The organism is Ehrlichia canis str. Jake, assembly GCF_000012565.1.
Lineage (GTDB): Bacteria > Pseudomonadota > Alphaproteobacteria > Rickettsiales > Anaplasmataceae > Ehrlichia > Ehrlichia canis.
The window spans coordinates 589683-610462 of sequence record NC_007354.1; the positions used below are offsets into that span (position 1 = coordinate 589683).

Annotated in this window: 22 protein-coding genes and 1 tRNA gene; 10 read left to right on the plus strand and 13 right to left on the minus strand. The window is 28.3% G+C overall.

The window, feature by feature from the left end; translation table 11 throughout:
* Nucleotides 1-121: 121 nt before the first annotated feature.
* Both ECAJ_RS02050 and rsmA read right to left on the minus strand, forming a co-directional pair.
* Entirely contained in the window at nucleotides 122-1138 is a 1017-nt protein-coding gene (locus ECAJ_RS02050) for an NAD(P)/FAD-dependent oxidoreductase (protein ID WP_011304512.1), read from the minus strand.
* A 317-nt stretch (nucleotides 1139-1455) separates the two neighbouring features.
* A complete protein-coding gene (gene rsmA / locus ECAJ_RS02055; RefSeq protein WP_011304513.1) occupies nucleotides 1456-2244 on the minus strand; it encodes a 16S rRNA (adenine(1518)-N(6)/adenine(1519)-N(6))-dimethyltransferase RsmA in 789 nt (262 codons plus the stop codon).
* A gap of 121 nt (nucleotides 2245-2365) precedes the next feature.
* On the opposite strand from rsmA, the gene ECAJ_RS02060 reads away from it, so the two are divergent.
* From ECAJ_RS02060 to tsaD, 4 genes are all read left to right on the plus strand, one after another.
* Nucleotides 2366-2438: transfer RNA gene (locus ECAJ_RS02060), tRNA-Thr, on the plus strand.
* Nucleotides 2414-3181: a triosephosphate isomerase gene (locus ECAJ_RS02065; RefSeq protein WP_011304514.1), complete on the plus strand. Its 768-nt coding sequence runs from the start codon at nucleotides 2414-2416 to the stop codon at nucleotides 3179-3181. Before ECAJ_RS02060 ends, ECAJ_RS02065 begins: the two co-directional genes overlap by 25 nt.
* Nucleotides 3181-4161, plus strand: coding sequence for a TAXI family TRAP transporter solute-binding subunit (locus ECAJ_RS02070; protein ID WP_011304515.1), 981 nt, complete (start codon nucleotides 3181-3183; stop codon nucleotides 4159-4161). Before ECAJ_RS02065 ends, ECAJ_RS02070 begins: the two co-directional genes overlap by 1 nt.
* Before the next feature lie 13 nt (nucleotides 4162-4174).
* A complete protein-coding gene (gene tsaD, locus ECAJ_RS02075; RefSeq protein ID WP_011304516.1) occupies nucleotides 4175-5227 on the plus strand; it encodes a tRNA (adenosine(37)-N6)-threonylcarbamoyltransferase complex transferase subunit TsaD in 1053 nt (350 codons plus the stop codon).
* Between the two features lie 1072 nt (nucleotides 5228-6299).
* On the opposite strand, the gene ECAJ_RS02080 is transcribed toward tsaD, so the two are convergent.
* On the minus strand, nucleotides 6300-6890 hold the full coding sequence (locus tag ECAJ_RS02080) for an RDD family protein (protein ID WP_011304517.1): 591 nt from the start codon (nucleotides 6888-6890) through the stop codon (nucleotides 6300-6302).
* Between the two features lie 194 nt (nucleotides 6891-7084).
* Between ECAJ_RS02080 and ECAJ_RS02085 the strand changes: the two genes are divergently transcribed.
* The 3 genes from ECAJ_RS02085 to ECAJ_RS02095 all read left to right on the plus strand — a co-directional run bounded on the left by ECAJ_RS02085 (nucleotide 7085) and on the right by ECAJ_RS02095 (nucleotide 9611).
* A complete protein-coding gene (locus ECAJ_RS02085) occupies nucleotides 7085-7441 on the plus strand; it encodes a dihydroneopterin aldolase (RefSeq protein ID WP_011304518.1) in 357 nt (118 codons plus the stop codon).
* Nucleotides 7442-7503: 62 nt separating this feature from the next.
* Nucleotides 7504-8445 (plus strand): malate dehydrogenase, encoded by a 942-nt coding sequence (mdh, locus tag ECAJ_RS02090; protein WP_011304519.1) that lies wholly within the window; start codon nucleotides 7504-7506, stop codon nucleotides 8443-8445.
* Between the two features lie 206 nt (nucleotides 8446-8651).
* Nucleotides 8652-9611, plus strand: a complete 960-nt coding sequence (locus ECAJ_RS02095; protein WP_011304520.1) for a hypothetical protein — start codon at nucleotides 8652-8654, stop codon at nucleotides 9609-9611.
* A 495-nt stretch (nucleotides 9612-10106) separates the two neighbouring features.
* On the opposite strand, the gene ECAJ_RS02100 is transcribed toward ECAJ_RS02095, so the two are convergent.
* Nucleotides 10107-10337: a hypothetical protein gene (locus tag ECAJ_RS02100; protein WP_011304521.1), complete on the minus strand. Its 231-nt coding sequence runs from the start codon at nucleotides 10335-10337 to the stop codon at nucleotides 10107-10109.
* Between the two features lie 144 nt (nucleotides 10338-10481).
* Between ECAJ_RS02100 and rpiB the strand changes: the two genes are divergently transcribed.
* On the plus strand, nucleotides 10482-10931 hold the full coding sequence (gene rpiB / locus ECAJ_RS02105; protein WP_011304522.1) for a ribose 5-phosphate isomerase B: 450 nt from the start codon (nucleotides 10482-10484) through the stop codon (nucleotides 10929-10931).
* On the plus strand, nucleotides 10928-11647 hold the full coding sequence (gene ubiG, locus ECAJ_RS02110) for a bifunctional 2-polyprenyl-6-hydroxyphenol methylase/3-demethylubiquinol 3-O-methyltransferase UbiG (protein ID WP_011304523.1): 720 nt from the start codon (nucleotides 10928-10930) through the stop codon (nucleotides 11645-11647). The genes rpiB and ubiG overlap by 4 nt, the downstream gene beginning before the upstream one ends.
* Nucleotides 11648-11786: 139 nt before the next feature.
* Here the strand turns inward: ubiG and ECAJ_RS02115 are convergent, their stop codons facing one another.
* The 9 genes from ECAJ_RS02115 to ECAJ_RS02155 all read right to left on the minus strand — a co-directional run bounded on the left by ECAJ_RS02115 (nucleotide 11787) and on the right by ECAJ_RS02155 (nucleotide 19729).
* Complete coding sequence (locus ECAJ_RS02115; RefSeq protein WP_011304524.1) at nucleotides 11787-12185, minus strand: cytochrome c-type biogenesis protein; 399 nt, start codon at nucleotides 12183-12185, stop codon at nucleotides 11787-11789.
* A complete protein-coding gene (locus ECAJ_RS02120; protein WP_011304525.1) occupies nucleotides 12169-13242 on the minus strand; it encodes a hypothetical protein in 1074 nt (357 codons plus the stop codon). The genes ECAJ_RS02115 and ECAJ_RS02120 overlap by 17 nt, the downstream gene beginning before the upstream one ends.
* 14 nt (nucleotides 13243-13256) lie before the next feature.
* On the minus strand, nucleotides 13257-13607 hold the full coding sequence (locus ECAJ_RS02125) for a ferredoxin family 2Fe-2S iron-sulfur cluster binding protein (RefSeq protein ID WP_011304526.1): 351 nt from the start codon (nucleotides 13605-13607) through the stop codon (nucleotides 13257-13259).
* Between the two features lie 27 nt (nucleotides 13608-13634).
* Nucleotides 13635-15491, minus strand: coding sequence for a Fe-S protein assembly chaperone HscA (gene hscA, locus ECAJ_RS02130; protein WP_011304527.1), 1857 nt, complete (start codon nucleotides 15489-15491; stop codon nucleotides 13635-13637).
* Nucleotides 15491-15928 carry a Fe-S protein assembly co-chaperone HscB gene (gene hscB, locus ECAJ_RS02135; RefSeq protein ID WP_011304528.1) on the minus strand — a complete coding sequence of 146 codons (438 nt, stop codon included), beginning with the start codon at nucleotides 15926-15928 and terminating at the stop codon, nucleotides 15491-15493. The genes hscA and hscB overlap by 1 nt, the downstream gene beginning before the upstream one ends.
* A complete protein-coding gene (locus ECAJ_RS02140; protein WP_011304529.1) occupies nucleotides 15921-16346 on the minus strand; it encodes a HesB/IscA family protein in 426 nt (141 codons plus the stop codon). Before ECAJ_RS02140 ends, hscB begins: the two co-directional genes overlap by 8 nt.
* A 30-nt stretch (nucleotides 16347-16376) precedes the next feature.
* A complete protein-coding gene (iscU, locus tag ECAJ_RS02145) occupies nucleotides 16377-16793 on the minus strand; it encodes a Fe-S cluster assembly scaffold IscU (RefSeq protein ID WP_011304530.1) in 417 nt (138 codons plus the stop codon).
* Between the two features lie 35 nt (nucleotides 16794-16828).
* Complete coding sequence (locus ECAJ_RS02150; protein ID WP_044262151.1) at nucleotides 16829-18064, minus strand: IscS subfamily cysteine desulfurase; 1236 nt, start codon at nucleotides 18062-18064, stop codon at nucleotides 16829-16831.
* 63 nt (nucleotides 18065-18127) lie between these two features.
* On the minus strand, nucleotides 18128-19729 hold the full coding sequence (locus ECAJ_RS02155; protein WP_011304532.1) for an aminotransferase class V-fold PLP-dependent enzyme: 1602 nt from the start codon (nucleotides 19727-19729) through the stop codon (nucleotides 18128-18130).
* Nucleotides 19730-20050: 321 nt separating this feature from the next.
* On the opposite strand from ECAJ_RS02155, the gene ECAJ_RS02160 reads away from it, so the two are divergent.
* The gene (locus tag ECAJ_RS02160; protein ID WP_011304533.1) at nucleotides 20051-20776 is read left to right on the plus strand and encodes an alpha/beta hydrolase; all 726 of its coding nucleotides are present in this window, start codon (nucleotides 20051-20053) and stop codon (nucleotides 20774-20776) included.
* Nucleotides 20777-20780: the final 4 nt, after the last annotated feature.

Sequence of the window (20780 nt, forward strand, 5' to 3'; positions counted from 1 at the left end):
TAGCTGCTTTTTATTTTTTAATATATTTTAGTGTGTACACTTTTTTGTTTATCAAATAAAGTACATTATGTATTAGTATTATATTGCTCAAATGATTAAACATAGTTCATAATGTGATTTATTAATTCTTATTTGGTATACCTTTAGAAGTGGAATATTGAAAATTTAATGGAGAATTAGGATATACTATATGATATATGTGATGACATGCCATTGCAGCTTCTGAGAACCCTGTAAGTATTAATTTAACCTTTCCTGGATACGTAGCTATATCACCAACAGCATATATTCTGTCACGACTTGTTCTACAAGTTTCAAAATCTACTGTCATTTGATAACCTTTGATTTCTATTCCCCAGTTTAGCATTGAACCAAGGTTTGCAGATGTGCCAAAAAATGGGAATAAGTAATCAACTTGTAATGTAATTTCTTCATGGTTTGTGATATTTTGTACAACTACGGAATGTAATTTTCCTTCTTCTCCAAGCAGTTTCTTAATTTGATATGGAACAATAACATTTATTTTTCCGTTTTGTGATAAGTTATCAATTTGTAGTGCTGTATTAGGAGCACAACGAAAATTTCTCCTTCTATGTACTATATACAACTGACTTGCTATTTTTGAAAGTTCAACTGCCCAATCAGCAGCTGAATCACCTCCTCCAGCTATCATGATGTTTTTATTATGAAAGTCTGAAATATTTTTTACTTGATAAAATACTGACTTGTTTTCATAATCTAGTATATTATCTATAGGTGGACGATTTGGACCAAATGCACCAGCTCCTGCTGCAATTACAATAACTTTACTTTGTATGACAATTCCTTTGCTTGTTCTTATTAAAAAGTAATCTGAGTAATCTTCTATTTTTTCAGCAATTTGTCCTAATAAATACTGAGGATTAAAAGGTTCAGATTGTTTTTTTAAGTTATCTATTAATTCTTTACCACTAACTATAGGGTATCCAGGTATGTCATATATTGGCTTTTCTGGGTATAATGCTGTACATTGACCGCCGACTTCAGTTAATGCGTCGATAACACAACATTGCATTTTAAGCATACCAGCTTGAAATACAGTAAATATTCCAACAGGTCCAGCCCCTATTACTGCTATATCAGTTGTGTAATCAGTCATATTTTTCTCATATATTTATCTATATTTGATTCTAATACATTAAACTAAAGAAGAGAATTTATCTAGAAATATTCTAGAAAATGCTATTTAACATGTGTGAATGTATAAAATATTATAACTGATAATGGTAAAAAAGAACCATGTAAAGAAAAATACTATATTTAAAGTGAAATGATCAATTATTTAATTAAGTACTTTAAGTTCTATAAAATATAAGGATGTGTTGATGTGTGATGCTGCATAATAAGGTTATGAGTATTTCCAGTACTAAGTATGAGTTTAGCAAATGTACTAGCATCTGATAATATTATGTAGTGTTATATAGAATTTGCAATTTTACAGAATTGTTCTATTGATAAATTTTCAGGTCGTAGATTATTATTGATGTTTAAAGATTGTAAAATTTCATCTGTGTTATTAATAAGTTTTTTTAATGTAGAACGTATCATTTTTCTTCGTTCACCAAATGTTACTTTTAACACTTGTGATAATTTATTGTGATTTACATTGAATCTTGGTTTTGGTAGCACGATAATGTTAATAACGGATGACATTACTTTAGGTTGTGGCGAAAATATTTCTGGTCCAAAATCTTCCATTTTATATACATTAGATAATAGTTGAATAAGTACAGATAATATGCTGTAATTCTTATTATTTGGTTGTGCAACTATACGATCTGCCACTTCTTTTTGAAACATTAATGTAAAGCTAGTGAAAAAATCAATATAATTTATCCATTTCATCAAAAGAGGTGTTGCAATGTGGTAAGGCAAGTTTGCTATTATTTTTACTGGAGGTTCTATAATAGTTCTTAAATCGATGTTTAGTGCATCTGATAATATAAATTCATATTTTCCATTAAATTCATCAACTATTTTCTTATGTATTGGCATTAACCTACTATCTTTCTCAATAGAGATTAATCTTTTTGGGTTTTTATTCAATATAGAATAAGTCATTGTGCCAAGTCCTGGTCCTATTTCTATTATTGAATAATCACTAATATTTCCAGCATAATTAACTATTTTGTCTGTAATGTGTGATGAAGATATAAAACATTGGCTTAACTCTTTTTTAGGATATATCCTGTTAACATGATACATAATTAAAATTGATGTAATGGTAGATTATGCTTATTATACATGTAAAGTAGTGTATTGGATAGAAAATATGGTTTCTAGGTATTGACTTTTATAATATTACGTATATAAAATTAAAACCCTAGCCGGCTTAGCTCAATTGGTAGAGCATCTGATTTGTAATCAGGGGGTTATGAGTTCAAGTCTTATAGCCGGCACGTTATTTTTAGTAATTTTTATGTCATTGCTCATCGTTGCTAATTGGAAGATGTATGGTGACTTTATTACCTTTTCCTCTTTTACAAAGGAATTAAGTATTAATTTAACTAATGTAAAGGCTGATTTAGAGGTAGTGTTATGTCCACCTTTTATTGCACTACCTAAAGTGGTTGATTGTATTTCTTGTATTAAGTTTGGTGCACAGAATTGCTTTTATGAAACTGAAGGAAAATATACTGGTGAAGTTAGTGCGAAAATGTTATATGATTGTGGATGTAGTTATGTAATAGTTGGTCATTCTGAAAGAAGAAGCATATTTCATGAATCTGATTACCATGTACAGTTGAAAGCAAGTGCTGCTATTAAATCTGGGTTGATACCAATTGTTTGTGTTGGAGAAACTTTATTAGATAGAGAAAATGGTATGCTAAAAGACTCATTATTAAATCAATGTTATAATTCTTTTCCTAAAAGTGGTAAATTTATTATAGCTTATGAGCCTGTGTGGGCAATAGGGAGTAATACTATACCTTCTATTGATATGATAACTGAAGCTTTAGAGGTTATTAGGTCATACGATAGTACATCTGACATTATATATGGTGGTGCAGTAAATCAAGATAATATAAGAGATGTTATTGCTATAAATCAATTATCTGGTGTATTGGTTGGTAGTGCAAGTTTAAAATTAGATAGTTTTTATAATATAATACATGGTGCTGTAAATGTGAGGCAAAACTAATGAAAAAAATGTTAATTTTATGTTTGTTTATTATTAGTGTGCTTTTTAGTAATGCAGTTGTTTCAATAGATGATAATGCTAGTAGGCAATATATTTTAATTGGCACTGGCTCTATGACAGGAGTATATTATCCTATTGGAGGTAGTATTTGTAGGTTCATAACAAGTGATTATAAAGATAGCAGTAATAAAGTTATTTGTTCTATTTCTTCTACTACTGGAAGTGTATATAATCTCAATTCTATACGTTATTCGAATATGGATGTAAGTATCGTTCAGTCAGATCTGGAATATTACGCATATAATGGTTTAGGTTTTTATGAAAAAATGCTTCCTATGGAAAATTTAAGAATGTTAGCATCATTGCATAGGGAATATCTTACTATTGTTGTTAGAAAAAACTCTAATATATCAGTTATTGATGATATAAAAGGTAAAAGGATTAATATTGGTAGCCCTGGTACTGGTGTAAGAGTTGCAATGTTAAAATTATTGAATGAAAAAGGATGGACCAGGAAAGATTTTTCAGTAATGGCAGAATTAAAATCTTCAGAACAGGCTCAAGCATTGTGTGATAATAAAATTGATGTTATGGTTGATATAATTGGACATCCTAATGCTTCAATTCAAGAGGCATCTGCAACTTGTGATATAATGTTTGTGCCTTTAGATGATAAATTGATAGATGATTTGCATGCTAAGTATCCTTATTATCAGAAAGATGTTATTAATGGTAGCTTATATAATAGTTCATCAAATATAAATACTGTATCAGTAAAGGCATCCTTGGTTGCAACTACAGATTTAAGTGATGATTTAGCATATAAGATAGTAAAATCTATGGTAACTCATTTGCAAGAATTACGTGGTGTTACTGGAGCTTTAAAAACTATTACTGTAAAAGATATGGCAAGGGCAGATATTACTCCTATGCATGATGGTGCTAAACGCTACTATAAAGAAATCGGTGCTATAAAATAAACAATTAAATTAAGTGAAGAAATCAGTAAAAGTAGTACTAGGGATAGAAACAAGTTGTGATGAGACTGCTGTTGCTATTGTAAACAGTAACAAGGAAGTTTTATCACATAAAATTCTTTCGCAAAAAGAACATGCAGAATATGGTGGAGTTGTTCCAGAAATTGCTTCTCGTGCTCATATTAATTATTTATATGATTTAACTGTTAGTTGTATAGAAGAGTCGCAACTTTCTTTAAATAATATAGATGCTGTTGCTGTTACTTCTGGTCCAGGGCTTATTGGTGGGTTAATAGTTGGTGTGATGATAGCTAAAGGTATTGCTAGTGTTACTGGTAAGCCTATAATTGAGATTAATCATTTAGAAGCTCATGCTTTAATTGTTCGCATGTTTTATGAAATTAATTTTCCATTTTTGTTGTTGATAATATCTGGTGGGCATTGTCAGTTTTTAATAGTTTATAATGTAGGTTGTTATCATAAATTAGGTTCTTCTTTAGATGATTCTTTAGGTGAAGTGTTTGATAAAGTAGCAAAAATGTTGAATCTTGGGTATCCTGGGGGGCCAGTTATTGAGAAAAAATCTTTGAGTGGGGATAGTAAAAGCTTTGTTTTACCGAGAGCATTGACTGGCCGTTGTGGATGTGATTTTTCATTTTCTGGTCTTAAAACTGCTGTAAGGAATATTATTATGAATCATGAATATATAGATAATAAATTGATATGTGACATTTCAGCATCTTTTCAAGAGTGTGTTGGTGATATATTGGTAAATAGAATTAATAATGCAATTGCAATGTCAAAAGCTATAGATAAAAGAATTGATAAATTAGTAGTTACTGGTGGTGTTGCAGCAAATAAATTGTTACGTGAACGTATGTTAAGATGTGCTTCTGATAATAATTTTGAAATATTTTATCCTCCAAGTAAGTTGTGTACTGATAATGGTATTATGATAGGGTGGGCTGGTATTGAAAATTTAGTGAAAGATTATGTTTCAAATTTAGATTTTGCTCCGAAGGCAAGATGGCCTTTGGAAAGTTTAAGGTCTAATATAATGAAAGAGTAGATGGATTTTATACTATTGACTATTTTTAAAATAGTTATGTACAAAATTTTTTGTACAATAAAGCAATATTGAGATTAAAAAAATAAATGAAATATAGATAATGATTACAAAGTCTATTAGTTATCTTAAGTTTGGTTTATTATTTAATAAATGGTATATTATGTAGAAAATACAAGTAGTTAATTGTGTGAGTAGATTGTTGATTTTATTTTGCTTATTAGGTAAATACTAGTGGATTTAAAGAAAGATTTAAACATTCATGCAAAGCAAATTAGATTCAAAATGAACGTAATGATCTGACACTGTAATTTCCAATACGTTATCAGGTGGTAAGATTTAGTATTCAGATCTGTAGGGTTAAAACTGAATCTAATTTAGCAAATGTCAGTTAGTTTGTAAAATGCGCATGGCTATAGAGAAAGAGTAGCATGTAGGAATGGTACAAAGATTTTATATGCTTAGGTTGTTCATAATAGTAGAAGTTTTATTGCAATTTTAGAAAGAAAAGTTGCTACCACTGAACCAAAAACGGAAATATCTTATTCTTTGTATTGCAAGCTAATAGGAGATTATAGTCTAAGAGTTCTTAAACATTTTTTATACAAGTGCATCTGCAAACTAAGTGGATTTTATAGAAGTAATTTTGCAAAGTTTAAATACTTATTTTCTTAAATTGGAAAGTATTGTTAGAGAAGCAATATCACAGATACTTACACAACAAAGTTATTATTTCTTTATATGATGTTAAGTTTTATACCTTGTTGTAATAATGAAAGTATTGCTATTAATTACGATGTATATTAATCATTAGGAGAAAATTCTGTTTTTTGTTAGTAAATAGCCAGTTAAGTAAAAATTAAGTTACAGTTAAGTGTGATAACATAAGTAGAAAGTTATAGCAATTGTGATAATTATTATATAGTGAACTGTATTGTAAAAAATTATGTAATACACTATTAAAAAACATTGAAAAAACTTGAATCTCAAGCTGTTGATACGGGAATATAATAAAATAAATTTACTAAAAATATAGAATGCTGATAATTATCCCTGCTTCAATATTTTAACAGAGCTATGAGTTATGATTATTATGATAATTTTTTAAGCTTTTATTAGTTACTACGACAGTATTTGCAATCTTATCATGCCATGTTTGTTTACGCTTGTTAAAGTTGCACCATAGTATTCCTAAACATAGTGGGATACAAGACAAAATTGAGCCAAAAACTCGTTTTGTTGATTGAGTTAATGTTATTTTTTGAAATGTTGTTGCATCAACGACTCTTAGCCCTATGAGAAATTTTCCTAATGTTGCGGAAAACTTCACCCAACTATATACAGCATATATATACATAGCAATCATTTGAATAATTTGCCCACAAATGGCTTTGTATAAATATTTATTTTTGATTTGTATTTCTTGCTCAGTAAGTGGTACACTCATTTTATATTTCTCTATAATTTTTATTACAGTATTATCTGTTTGTTCATACATGAAGAAATAAGAATAAACATTCTGTATAATTTGTAAGATAAATATTAAAATAGCAAAATCTATTAGTATACTAGTAAGTCTTCTTAGCCCACCTGAATAACAGATTGTATTCTCATCTTGAGGTTGTTTGTTTTTTTTCAAGAAAGGTAAGTAGTTATATAAAAACATTTTATATTACTCTAAATTATGTAAATATTGATATTTATAGCTACTATAGAATTAAATACAATAATATTTTATAGAAAGTTATATTAACATCAGTAACATTTATCATCAAGTAAGAGTTATATTGTGGTTGATTTTTATTGGTAATAATGTATCTTGCTTTGTAATGTTTTGTAGTTTTTACATATGATTTTTATATGAAGATACAGATTCATGATTTGGCTGTATATACTTGTATTGGGTTACGTCGTTGGGAAAAAGTAATAAGACAAAAGATAATAGTAGATTGTGATGTAACACTTTATTGTTATAATGCTATCTCTGATATTGAAGATACTATTGATTATAGTTTATTTACTGATAGTTTAATTAACTTTGCTAATTCTAATAGCTTTGAATTGTTAGAGATAATGGCGTCGGAACTATTGGATTATATTATGAAAGATAAGAGAATTTGTCATTGTTATTTAAAATTGTATAAACCTACTGCTATAAATATCGATGGTAAAGTTAGTGTTGAATTAGAGTCTATGCAAAATGATGTCAATACTTAAGTATTGTATATGTTCTGTAATTGGTTAAACTTTGTGTTGTATTCTTTTAAAAGGGGTAAGTAATGATTAAGCGTAAAAAAATTGCTCTTATTGGTGCTGGTAATATTGGTGGTATGATAGCCTATTTGATTAGGCTGAAAAATTTAGGAGATGTAGTTTTATTAGACGTTAATGATGGCATAGCTAAGGGAAAAGCACTTGATATGGCTGAATCTTCTCCAGTAGGAAAATATAATGGTGAAATATTAGGGACTAATAATTATGCTGATATTGAAGGTGCTGATGCCATTGTCGTTACAGCTGGCATTACTAGAAAACCTGGAATGAGTCGTGAAGATTTGATTAATACTAATGTAAATATCATAAAAGAAGTAGCAGACAATATAGGTAAATATGCACCTAATGCATTTGTGGTTGTAGTTACTAATCCACTTGATGTAATGGTTTTTGCTATGCATAAGTATTCGAAATTATCAAGTAACATGGTTGTTGGTATGGCTGGTATACTTGATTCGGCGAGATTTTCTTATTTTATTGCAAAGGAATTGAACGTATCGGTTGATAATGTTAATTCTTTGGTATTAGGTGGCCATGGAGACCTAATGCTTCCTTTAGTAAAATATTCTTCAGTTGCTGGAATATCTATAGCTGATTTGATAAAAATTGATTTGATTACTCAAGATAAAGTTGATGCAATTATAGAAAGAACTAGAAAAGGTGGAGAAGAAATAGTAAGTTTACTAAAAATAGGTTCAGCTTATTATGCTCCTGCTGAGTCTGCATTATTAATGATAGATTCTTATTTAAATGATAGAAGGCTAATATTACCTTGTTCTGTTTATTTAAAAGGTGAATATGGCGTAAGCAATTTATTTGTGGGTGTTCCTGTTATTATTGGAAGAAATGGAGTGGAAAAAATAATCGAGTTGGAATTAACCGAACAAGAAAAAAACATATTTGATAATTCTGTAAAATTAATCAAAAATTTAGTAAGTAATGTTTAACTGAAGTTAGTTTTCTAAGCTTTTTTAATTATCTCTCACGCTATTTCTTGAATAATAAACAAATATTTTGTTATTTAGGATAGTAGTTAGGTTTTTTACCTTTGTCGTACTATTTATTAGTTTTTTATGGAATTTATTATAGCAATAATTTATAATATAAGTGTGTATTACTAAATTCACTGTATTTAAATAATTTACTGTAATTAATGCTATTTTCAGTCCGTAAAAAAGATGATGACATAGTTATTGCATCTAATAAAGAAAAGAAAATCGCTTTATTGAGGATGTTTGTAAAAGATGTTAGAAAAGTTGCTGCAAAGAGTTGTTATGGAATTCCAAAAGAGCAACAAGTAAGTTTGGATATTTTTAATAAGCCAATACTTTCATTGAATGGTACAAGTATTGTTGCAAAGAGTAAAGAACATCAAGTAATTTATAGTGAGATTAAGTCTAGAAGAGAAACAGATAGTGAAATACCGTATCGGGGTTATCTTATCAATGTAAAGTGGTTTTCTTTAAAGGAACAATACTGTAATACTCTTGTAATAAAGAAAATAGATGAGTTTAGTTTTGGATTACATTCTTGTGATGGGAAATTATATAATACTTCAGGTAAAAGAGTTGCTTATGTAATAACTTTAGGAGGAAATTTGATAATACATGATCACATAGTGTGTGATCGTAGCAAAGGTCAAACATATTTTCATTCAACGTTGGCTGCTGGTATGCCAGTAATATGTGCTGGTTTAATCAGGGTTGATAATGGTATGATTCGTGATATCAGTAATGAAAGTGGGCATTATAAACCTGGAATAGCAAATTTATATAATGCTGTAAAGTTATTGGATAATGTTATTTGCTTAGATTGTATGATACGTATAGTTAGTGTTACAATTAATAGTGTGACTAAAGAATCACAGATATTTTATAAAGTACGTATGAAGGGAAGTTTTTTAGCTGATATGGAAGCAGTTGGAGAAGATGGATTGACTATTCCTCAGAGGTGTTTTTCTTTATTAAAAAGGTGTGATGATAATTATCAAAAGATTGTTAATAATGCATTGATAAAAAATAACACTGGTTGTATGGATAATGTGTTGGTAAATGTTTCAGTGAGAATACATGTGTTGATTACAGTATATGTTGCAATGATAATAATATTATGAGATTTAGTTAATTACAAGAAAGATAAATAGTTGTAGGTTTTAGCACATAAAAATATGAAATTCACTTTAAAATAGGATATATTTATTAACATATTTCTAAAGTTTTGCTAGTTGATAAATAAGTTTAAAAGATATATTGAGTTTGTGTTGTAGGTTTCTATTTTATATTAAAAATTTTCTAGATTATATGTATTTGCAAAATTTCTTTATTAAAATATAGAGTATTATTATGTATATGTAAACAGGTGTTTTTAATGTAGATAAAACGAATTAAGATTTATTATTTTTTTATTCTTGGTAATAAATAATATGTAATCTAAGTAGAAGCTTCTTTCTATTTGTAAGTTAAATAATAAATTATTGATGTTGTTGTCTTAATTAAAAAATGCTGTGATAGTAAAAATACACTTCCCAACCTGGAGCTGTGCAGCTTATCTATTGCAAAAAATTATATAATACAAAGTAAAAATGTTATATGCTCAAAAAAAGTAATTGTTATTGTTTAGATATGAAGTGCTTATCGTATATATCTAAAAACATATTTTCGTACACTTCAATTTTTTTTATAAATTTTGTCACATGGTGTATCATGTATGTGAACTGTTCTTCTGTTATCAATCTAGCTTCGAAAGCTTCTATTACATTTTTTTTAAATGCTGATGTATAAGACTTTGTATTATTTAAATAAGATAAGGTGCATTTTATCATGGTTCCTGGATCTTCCATATTTTGAAACTTAGTAACCTAATATTAAGTTTGTACACTATTATCTTGCATTTGTAAAGTGAAATTATAGCGTTTAAGTTGTAATAATGTTTATGATGTTGACTTTTCATATTATTTCATATAGACATTAGATCATGTTCAATTATGTTAGTTATGCAGAAAGTTTTTATTTCTTCTGATCATGCTGGGGTAGAGTTAAGGTTAGTTATTAAATTGTATTTGAATAATTTAGGCTATATTGTAGAAGATTATGGTTGTGTTGAGTCTGGTGTTCCTGTGGATTATCCGGATTATGTACAGAATGTTGTAGATTGTGTAATTAATGATAGTTTGGCGTTTGGTATTTTAATATGTGGTACAGGTATTGGAATGAGTATTGTGGCGAATCGTCACAGGAAAATTAGAGCAGCTTTGTGCTATAATGTAGAAGTAGCTAGGTTAGCACGTGAGCATAATGATGCTAATGTACTTTGTCTTGGAGCTAGACATATTAGTTATGAAGATGCTCAATCCATAGTTTATAATTTTCTCACTACAAAATTTTCTGAAGGAAGGCATGTGCAAAGAATAATCAAAATAGATAATTGTTTATGAATCAGACAGTTAATCAAGATGAATTATTAAAATTTTCAAAAATAGCTAGTCAATGGTGGGATGAAAATGGTCCATTCAAAGCTTTACATAGTATGCATCCTTTAAGAATGCAGTATATTGTTGATTACATAAATAAAGTTACTCCTGGTGTAGATTTTAAGAAATTATCAGTTCTTGATGTTGGCTGTGGAGGCGGTTTATTATCAGAATCTATGGCTCGTTTAGGTATGAAAGTTTTTGGAATAGATGCTAGTGAAGAGAGTGTTAATATTGCTAAAGTACATGCCTTGAATCGTAATTTATGTAATTTAGATTATTGCTGTGTAAACGTAGATTCATTAGTTAGTACAAAAGAAAAATATGATATTATCACTGTTATGGAAGTAGTTGAGCATGTTGATAATTTATCAGTTTTTATCAATTCTATAAGTAATATATTGAATGATAATGGGATAATATTTTTGTCTACATTGAATAGGACAATGAAATCTTTATTATATGCAATAGTGTATGCTGAATATGTTTTTAAATTGGTTCCTCGTCATACTCATCAATGGAATAAATTTGTTAAGCCTTCAGAAATTGCAAATTTGTTTTTACTGAATGATATATCTATAAAAGAAATTAAGGGAATAAATTTTAACATAATGAAGAAAGATTGGGTGTTATCTGATGATATTTCTGTAAATTACATTTTATCTGCACAGAAAATGTAAACATTATGTGAAATTTAAAGCAAATAAATTTCAATACAATAATTATTATAAATCTCAGTTACAATTAGATTATGATATGAGATTAATAATATGCAATAATATTGAAGGTAAAGTTATTACTCAAATATGTTAAGTTGCTTTATATTCTTCTATTATACATAAATTTCACTGATAAGATTATTCCTATTATAAAAATAAGAGCAGGTAGTATCCATAATAAGTAAGTATATGAGTTGTATGGAGGATTGATAATTATTTGATTGCCATAGTAATTTCGTAATTCAGTAATTATTTGATCATCGTTATAACCATTTTGAATTTTATTTCGTATCATTGCTCTCATATCATAAGCTAATTGTGATTGAGATTCATAAATGGATTCTCCAGAACAAATTAAACATCTTACTATTTTAAATAGATTAATTGCACGCAACTCCATATCATTATTTACTAGCTTTTTATCTATTGAAAAAGCGTATGCAGAGGAAAATGATAACGTGAACGTAATAATAAATACTAAATTATTTTTTATTTGCACTTTTATTTGTTGTATTTGTGATTAACTTTATTTTATTAATAAACTCCTCATAAGGAATTTTACATATAAAAATGTTAAAAGGATTAGTTGTCTGACTGATTGATAATAAAATGTTACCATTTTCTTTTTTTTTAGCAATTGAGTATATATAGTTTTGCAATATATAAGAGATTTTATCTGCATTATTTGATTTATGAGATATTGTTTCTACTAGTTGTCTAATAATATCTTTAATTCCGCTTATTTCTATTGTTAAACCTTCGTTATTTGTTTTATTGTAATCCATAGATAATGGAAATAATAATGTTCCGTAAATTGAAATAAGTGATTTTTTAAATGTAATACCTATGTTATCTATTACAGCACTGATTTCTTTAAATTCAGTGTCTGAGGTAGTTAATGTCATAATAGCATCTTTTATTTTTATATTTGTATTTGTATCTGAATTCCCAATAATGTTTGCATTTATTTTATATTGTAGCATTGTAAGTAAATTATCTGGAGATGTGTGTTCATTAGTTTTGATAGAAATAGAATTTTTGTTTGTAATATTGTTATTGTTACAACTGATGCCATTATCTTCGTATATTATTTGTGAAAAATATGCTTTCTTATCATTTTTATTATCCAGTAGTGAAAGTATAAGATTTTTAGAAGGTTTAACTAATAAGTTAAATTTATCGTTTAATTGACAATTTAGTGTGTATTGTTGTTCATTATTTATAATTTTTGTTGAATTTTCAGATTTTAATGTGGTATTTTCTCCTGAGAACTCTAATGTGTCACTCAGTAAACGGTATTTTAACGATACTGATGGAGCATATATGTTTAAAGAAGGTAAATTTATCTTTAGATTTAAGATTTTTATTTTTGGAGTAAAAGGGAATCCTGTAATTTGTATATTGTCGTTGTACGATGCGTCAATATGTATTAGAGCTTTTGATATAGTTGCTTTAACATGCGTTGCGATAACGAGCCAAGTACCTACATACAAAGATGAAAGTAATGTAATAACAACTGATGGAATTACAATTAATTTTTTGTTGAAGTATTTCATTTTGTTGTAATTAATTAATCATTTTTTATAAAAGATATATTGCGTGTTTCAGTTGGTAGAATTACACATAATCCATCAAGTTCTTTTGTTAGAATTATTTGACATCCAAGACGTGAAGTATCTGTTAATCCAAATGCTAAATCGAGCATGTCATTTTCTTCATCAGAGATTTCATTGTGTTTCTCAACTATATCATACCAGCTTGGATCAATTATTACATGACAAGTAGAGCATGCTAAAGAACCTTCACAAGCACCTTCTAAATCTACATTATTTCTATGTGCTAAGCTTAATAAAGTTTCTCCATCATAGGCTTCATATGTTTTGCGGCTTCCATCTGGTGAAATAAATGTTATCAATGGCACAATATACCTCCAAAATGTTATATTTATTTAACTATTAATGTTACAGTTATCAATAGATTTTTTTAAATAAAAATCCATTCTTTTTTTAATAAAATCATCTGCTAGTACTTCAACGTTATTTATAGCATCGTTAATTTTATCAATATTACCATTTATTAATGTTTTTTCAGCTTCTGTTATTGCGTGATTGATTATATTGAATTCTTTTTCAGATATTAAGTTTTTGTCTGCAATTAAAGCGTTTTTGATAATTGTAATAATTCTCTGTCCTTCGACTTTTTGTTCAGCTATTAAACGCATTTGCATATCGCTATCAAAATTATTAATTGAATCTATAATATTATCTTCTATTTCTTTTTGATCTAATTCACATGTATTGTTTATGCTAACAGATTGCTTTATTCCTGTAGATTTTTCTTGTGCTGAGACAGTTAGCATTCCATCCATGTCAACATTAAATTCTACTATAATTTTTGCAGAACCTGCAGGTAATGGTGGTATTCCTTTTAAATCAAATTTTGCTAAGGACTTATTATGCTCTACCATTTCTCTTTCTCCTTGGCAGACATGTATTTGTATAGAATTTTGTCCATCAATGTAAGTAGTGAATTCTTGTGTTGCAGATGCAGGTATTGGTGTATTTCTTGGAATAATTTTTTCTACAATACCACCCATAGTTTCTATCCCTAGTGAGAGAGGTAGAGCATCAATTAAAACATGTTTATTCTTTATATGTGGATTAGATAGATAATAAGCTTGTAAAGCAGCTCCAACTGCTACTATTTTCTCAGGATCTATGTCACAGAATACTTTATTATGAAATATATTATTTAGCATATTTTTGATTATGGGCATTTTAGTAGCTCCACCTACTAGTATTACTTTTGCAATACTGTTAAAATCAAGCTCTATACTATTGATTGTTGAGGTTATGATGCTTAAAGTTTTATTTAATAAATCTGATATTATGTCTTGTAGCTCATCTCTACTAATTTTACAAGAAAAGTTTTTTTCATGTATTTTAAATGTAAAACTGCCACTATAGTTTTCACTTAAGTATTCTTTTGCGTGTTTTACATCTGGAATTAAATAGCTTAATAATTCTTTGTTAAACTCTATATTATTAATATTTTCTTCTTTCTGATATTTATTATATATGAATTTTGCAAGTAAGTAGTCTATATCATCACCTCCTAGATTTGTATCTCCACCAGTTGCTAATACTTGGAACACTCCTTGGTGTAATTTTAGTATTGAAACATCAAATGTTCCACCTCCTAAATCATATACCATGTAGATATTATTTTCATATTCTGGTTTTTCGATACCATATGCTAGTGCTGCTGCAGTTGGTTCATTTAAAAGACGTAATACTTCAAGATTAGCCAGATGTGCTGCATCTTTCGTAGCTTTTCTTGCTGCTTCATCAAAATATGCTGGTACTGTTATTACTACTTTTTTGACTTCTAGATTAGTACTATCTTTGACGATTTTACACAGTTTTTTAAGAATTTCTGCTGATACTTCAACTGGTGTAACATATGTTCCGTCTTGTTTCTTTATGTATATATTGTTATTACCTTGATCAGTTATGTTAAATAATAATTCTGATGATAATTCATTTATATCTTTAATTGATTTTCCCATTAATCTTTTAATTGAAGAAATAGTGTTATCATTAGAATAGTTTTTTCCTACTTCAACTTGATTATTGATATAACTTACTGTTGATGGAATTAAAAATCTGCCATTTTCATCTGAGAATATTATTGTTTTACCTTCATTATCAATCATAGAGATTAAGGAGTTAGTAGTTCCTAGATCTATTCCAAATGCAAGTGTATTTTCATTTGTTTTTGGTTCTGTTATATTAATTAATTGCATTAAATAATACCCCTATCTTCTTGAATTTTCCTAAGATATTTTAATTTTATCACTTGTTTTGCAGCTTCATTGAAATCTTCTCTAGAAAAAGCGTCTTCCATGGCTTTAGTGGCTGATGAGATTTGGTATTCAATATCAATGTTATTTGATTCTTGTATTTTAAATATTTCTTCTATTATACTGTTTATATCATTTTTGTCAGCAGTAATTCCTTTGATTTGCAGTAAGTATTCTGCTCTTGTGATAGAGGATTTTAAAATTTGGTATGCTTTGTTTATTTCTGCTATATTATCTAATGCTAATTTTTTTTCTGATTTTAAAAAGAATAAATCTGGATGATAATTGCTTTGTAATGCTATATAATTCTGTTCTAATACTTGAATATTAATGCAAAATTCTTGTTTTAATTTAAATAGTGAAAAATAATCTTTATACATAAAAACTTTCTCCACACCCACATCTTCCTTTTTCATTAGGATTTTTGAATGTAAATCCTGAAGATATTTTGTTTTCTACATGATCTATTTCTGTTCCATTGATAAACATCATTGCTTTTGGATCGATTAATATAGTAAAGTTTTCATGTTGATATTCTACTTCAATTTTTACATCTAACAATTTGATATCATATGCATATTCAATGTTATATTTAAAACCAAAGCATCCTTTTTGTTTTACCATTATCCTAATGCCAATAACTGCATCTTCTTTTTGTTTTATAAGCTGTCTTATTTTTTTTATTGCATTTTCTGTTATGATAATTGGTGATTTACTTGTTACTTCGCTATTTATATAATATCTGATCTGTGAAGAATTACCATCATTATTATAAGATATAGAAATTTCATTATTCATGTAAAAACCTTATTTTTTTAGTGGCTTATTTTATTCATCACTTGAAAATGCAGTATTACTTTTTCTATTTTCTTGTTTCATATTGTAATCATTTATTGCAGCTTTTATAGCGTCTTCTGCAAGTAATGAACAATGTATTTTTACTGGTGGTAAACTTAATTCTTTTGCTAATACTGTGTTTTTTAATTGATGTGCTTCATCTACTGTTTTACCTTTTATTAGCTCTGTTGCTAGAGAACTTGCTGCAATTGCAGCTCCACATCCAAAAGTTTTAAATTTTGCATCAATGATTCTTCCGTTATTATCTACTTTTATTTGTAATTTCATTACGTCTCCACAGCTTGGAGCTCCTACTAACCCAGTACCAACATTGTAATCATCTTTTGGTAGAGTGCCAACGTTTTTGGGATTTTTATAATGTTCTAATAGAACTTCACTATAACTCATAATTGCCTCATAATTACTAAAATATAATCAAAAAATTAATGTGTGTCCCACTTGATATTATTAAGGTCTATGCCTTCTTGTACCATTTCCCATAATGGGCTCATTTCACGTAATTTTTTTATGCTACTGACGATAAGTTCTGCTGCATATAAGATTTCTTCTTTTGTAGTAAACCTACCTATACCGAATCTAATCGATGAATGCTCTAAATCTTTTTCAATATTTAAAGCACGTAAAACATAGGATGGTTCAAGTGACGCAGAAGTGCAAGCAGATCCTGAACTTACTGCTAGATTGTTAATTGCCATAATAATAGACTCTCCTTCTACATATGGAAAACTTAAATTTAAGTTTCCTGATATACGTTGTTCATAATCACCATTTAATACAACATATGATAAATGTTTTTTTATTTCATTATATAGTATATCACGTAATTCTTTTATTCTTATGTTTTCTTCTTCCATTACTTCTTGAGCTATACGTGCTGCTTCTCCTAGCCCTACAGCTAATGGAGTAGGTATTGTACCTGATCTCATTCCACGCTCTTGTCCGCCTCCATTAATCAAAGGAGTAAGTCGTACTCGTGGTTGGCGTTTACGTATATATAATGCTCCTATTCCCATTGGTCCATATATTTTATGTCCAGATATGCTTAATAAGTCAATATTCATTTTGTTTACATCTATTGGTATTTTCCCAAAAGCTTGTGCTGCATCTGTATGAAAAAATATACCATGTTCATGACAAATTTTTCCTATTTCTTCAACTGGTTGAATTACTCCAATTTCATTATTTACCATCATGACTGATACTAGTATTGTTTTATCAGTTATATATGATTTTAGTAGATCTAAGTTTATAATACCATTTTTTTGTACATCTAAGTAAGTAACATTAAATCCTTCTGTTTCTAAGTGACGACATGAATCTAAAACACATTTATGTTCTGTACGTACTGTAATTATATGATTTCCTTTATTTTTATAAAAATTTGCTACACCTTTAACTGCTAAATTATTTGATTCTGTTGCACCTGATGTAAATATTACTTCTTTAGGTTCAGCGTTTATTAAAGATGCAACTCTTTCTCTAGCTAATTCAACAGCTGATTCAGCTTTCCATCCAAAAGAATGACTACGTGAGTGAGGATTAGAAAATTGTTGAAAATATGGTATCATGGCTTCTAATACTCGATCATCTGTTTTTGTTGTTGATTGGTAATCAAGAAATACAGGTAAATTGATATGTATTTGTCCTTCTCTTCCCATCTTATTACCTATTACTGATAACGTTAATGACATGATATTCTTCTAATTTTTGCATAATTTTACCTATTTTAGTTTTAGTAACTTGTTGTTTTGATATGTTTTGTACCAACAATTAACTATTTTTTTTATTTGATGTTCTGTTATATCAGGACTAAGACTAATCCTAATTGAATTTTTAGCTATGTCATCATCTATTCCCATTGCAGATAATACATGAGAACGTGTTAATGTTCCAGAAGAACAAGCTGATCCATTGCCAACAGCAATATTTTCAATATCAAAGCTTATTGTTTGTATTTCACTACTTACATTTGGCATTGAAATACACGTAGTGTTTGGTAGACGTTGTGTATTTTTACCAAAAATTTGAGCTTCAGGTACTAAATTTAATATCTCATACTCTAGTTTATCACGTAATTTCTCTACAGTAGACATTTTTTTTATAGAGTCTTTCAAATTGTTGAGAGAGATAGATAATAAATAAATTGATATTATATTTTCAGTACCAGCACGTAACCCTTTCTCTTGATTTCCACCTAATATCATAGGTTTTATTTTTATTTTTTTACTATTGAAAAACAATACACCAGTTCCTGCAATACTTCCTAGTTTATGTGATGAAATTGTTAATAAATCTACTCCTAAGTTTTCAATATCTATATGGATTTTGCCACATGCTTGTACAGCATCTGTATGTACTAGTGCGCCAAATTTATGTGATATTTCTACTATTTCTTTTATAGGTTGAATAACTCCAGTTTCATTATTTGCTGTCATTATTGATACAAGAACTTTTTTGTCTTTAAATTTATTTAGAGTTTCACTGAATCTATCCAAGCATATTACTCCATTAGAGTTTACTGGGATTAATTCTGCATCTGTAGTACAATTCATTATAGATACATGTTCTATAGAAGAAATTAGGTGTTTGTATTCAGTAGTACTGTTTATTACTAAATTGTTTGCTTCTGTTCCAGATGAAGTGAAAATTACATCATAATTTCTAGCATTTAGTATATTAATAGCTATCTCTCTTGTTTTTTCTATGATGCTTCTTGTATTTTGACCTAGTTTGTGTGTTGATGATGGATTGTATATATTTAATGAAGATAAGTTGTCTAGTTGTTGTTTGATTACAGGTAGTATAGTTGATGTTGAATTGTAATCTGCATATATGTATTTATTCTCATCATTGTTTAATATATTACTATGCTTGATACTATGCTTGATACTATGCTTGAAATTATTATTGATGATGTCTTCTAGTGAAATACTATTTAGATATTTTTTAATATAATTACCTATGTTATCCCATAGATTGTGTGTGATACATTTTGCATTATTTGGTAAGCATCTTATTACATTATTGTTTTTACATCTTGTAATTTTTATATTTTCTCCTATAGATTCAAGTATTAAGTTGAGTGTAATTATATTTGGAGACTTATTTAAAAAATATCCTCCACCTGGACCTTTTGTTGAATTTACTAATCCTTGCTTTTTTAATTTTGCGATAATTTGTTCTAGGTATCCTTCGGAAAGAGATTGGCTATCTGCAATATGTGACATTTTTTTTGGTTGATTACTACCTTTTAGTATATAATACTCTTGAGCTAGACTTACCATAAACATAACAGCATAACGCAGCCTTGTTGTAATCAACATATTTAGTTTTCCAAAATCTATTATGTATTATTGTTGAAATATTTTTAACGAAAGATTTTTTACTCAATCAACAATCTGTTAATGTATCATTAATATACCTTGTGTCAAGTAGGTTTTTTATTAAATAATATAGTACAGATTAATCTATTATTGTTTTAGTGACTTTTGATTATTTGTATTAATGTTATTTTATGAGATTAAATTGTAATCTAAACTTTATTCTATGATCATAGGAATACTTTAAAAGTTGAGTTTTTATTATTAATGTTATACACTTAAAAGTTAAAGTTTACTCATTTTTTTATTTAAGGAAGTTAATTCATGAGAGAAATATTTTTTAATGGTGCAGTTGGTAAAATTGAGGGAAAGTATCATCATAATAAAACTTTAGGTGCTCCGCTTGCTTTAATTTTTCATCCTCACCCTCAGTATGGCGGAAATATGGATAATAAGATTGTATATAATTTATATAATATATTTGCAAATAATGGATTTTCTGTTTTAAGGATTAATTTTCGTGGTGTAGGTAAGTCTTCAGGTAATTTTGAAAAAGGTATAGGCGAACTAAGTGATGGTGCAGCGGCAGCAGACTGGTTACAAAATAATAATGTAGCGTCAGCTCCTTTTTGGGTTGCTGGTTTTTCTTTTGGTGCATGGGTTGCTATGCAATTAATGATGAGGCGTCCAGAAGTTGAGGGTTTCATAGCAGTGTCTCCACCTGCAAATAAGTATGATTTTTCTTTTTTGTCACCTTGTCCTGTTCCTGGTTTGATAATTCAAGGTGATCAAGATAGTATTTCTGATGAAGCTGCGGTATCTCAACTTGCGGCGAGATTGAGTAATTCTATTAAGAGTGAATATATGCAGTATTATGTTATAGAAAAAGCAGATCACTTTTTTCGTGATCATCTTGATAAATTTAATGAGATTGTTGATAATTATATAAAATTTCGTCTATCTGAATCTACTGGTAGTAATAAAAAAGGAGTTGTTCATAAAAAAGTGAAACAGCGTCGTATTATAATGCATGATGATCCAGTAAGTTAAGTAT

What these genes read in the sequence shown, in the direction of transcription:
- ECAJ_RS02050 (WP_011304512.1), bottom strand. Translation starts at nt 1,138, where the DNA reads ATGACTGATTACACAACTGATATAGCAGTAATAGGGGCTGGACCTGTT.
- rsmA (WP_011304513.1), bottom strand. Translation starts at nt 2,244, where the DNA reads ATGTATCATGTTAACAGGATATATCCTAAAAAAGAGTTAAGCCAATGT.
- ECAJ_RS02065 (WP_011304514.1), top strand. Translation starts at nt 2,414, where the DNA reads ATGAGTTCAAGTCTTATAGCCGGCACGTTATTTTTAGTAATTTTTATG.
- ECAJ_RS02070 (WP_011304515.1), top strand. Translation starts at nt 3,181, where the DNA reads ATGAAAAAAATGTTAATTTTATGTTTGTTTATTATTAGTGTGCTTTTT.
- ECAJ_RS02080 (WP_011304517.1), bottom strand. Translation starts at nt 6,890, where the DNA reads ATGTTTTTATATAACTACTTACCTTTCTTGAAAAAAAACAAACAACCT.
- ECAJ_RS02085 (WP_011304518.1), top strand. Translation starts at nt 7,085, where the DNA reads ATGAAGATACAGATTCATGATTTGGCTGTATATACTTGTATTGGGTTA.
- mdh (WP_011304519.1), top strand. Translation starts at nt 7,504, where the DNA reads ATGATTAAGCGTAAAAAAATTGCTCTTATTGGTGCTGGTAATATTGGT.
- ECAJ_RS02095 (WP_011304520.1), top strand. Translation starts at nt 8,652, where the DNA reads ATGCTATTTTCAGTCCGTAAAAAAGATGATGACATAGTTATTGCATCT.
- ECAJ_RS02100 (WP_011304521.1), bottom strand. Translation starts at nt 10,337, where the DNA reads ATGGAAGATCCAGGAACCATGATAAAATGCACCTTATCTTATTTAAAT.
- rpiB (WP_011304522.1), top strand. Translation starts at nt 10,482, where the DNA reads ATGTTAGTTATGCAGAAAGTTTTTATTTCTTCTGATCATGCTGGGGTA.
- ubiG (WP_011304523.1), top strand. Translation starts at nt 10,928, where the DNA reads ATGAATCAGACAGTTAATCAAGATGAATTATTAAAATTTTCAAAAATA.
- ECAJ_RS02120 (WP_011304525.1), bottom strand. Translation starts at nt 13,242, where the DNA reads ATGAAATACTTCAACAAAAAATTAATTGTAATTCCATCAGTTGTTATT.
- hscA (WP_011304527.1), bottom strand. Translation starts at nt 15,491, where the DNA reads ATGCAATTAATTAATATAACAGAACCAAAAACAAATGAAAATACACTT.
- hscB (WP_011304528.1), bottom strand. Translation starts at nt 15,928, where the DNA reads ATGTATAAAGATTATTTTTCACTATTTAAATTAAAACAAGAATTTTGC.
- ECAJ_RS02140 (WP_011304529.1), bottom strand. Translation starts at nt 16,346, where the DNA reads ATGAATAATGAAATTTCTATATCTTATAATAATGATGGTAATTCTTCA.
- iscU (WP_011304530.1), bottom strand. Translation starts at nt 16,793, where the DNA reads ATGAGTTATAGTGAAGTTCTATTAGAACATTATAAAAATCCCAAAAAC.
- ECAJ_RS02150 (WP_044262151.1), bottom strand. Translation starts at nt 18,064, where the DNA reads ATGGGAAGAGAAGGACAAATACATATCAATTTACCTGTATTTCTTGAT.
- ECAJ_RS02155 (WP_011304532.1), bottom strand. Translation starts at nt 19,729, where the DNA reads ATGTTGATTACAACAAGGCTGCGTTATGCTGTTATGTTTATGGTAAGT.
- ECAJ_RS02160 (WP_011304533.1), top strand. Translation starts at nt 20,051, where the DNA reads ATGAGAGAAATATTTTTTAATGGTGCAGTTGGTAAAATTGAGGGAAAG.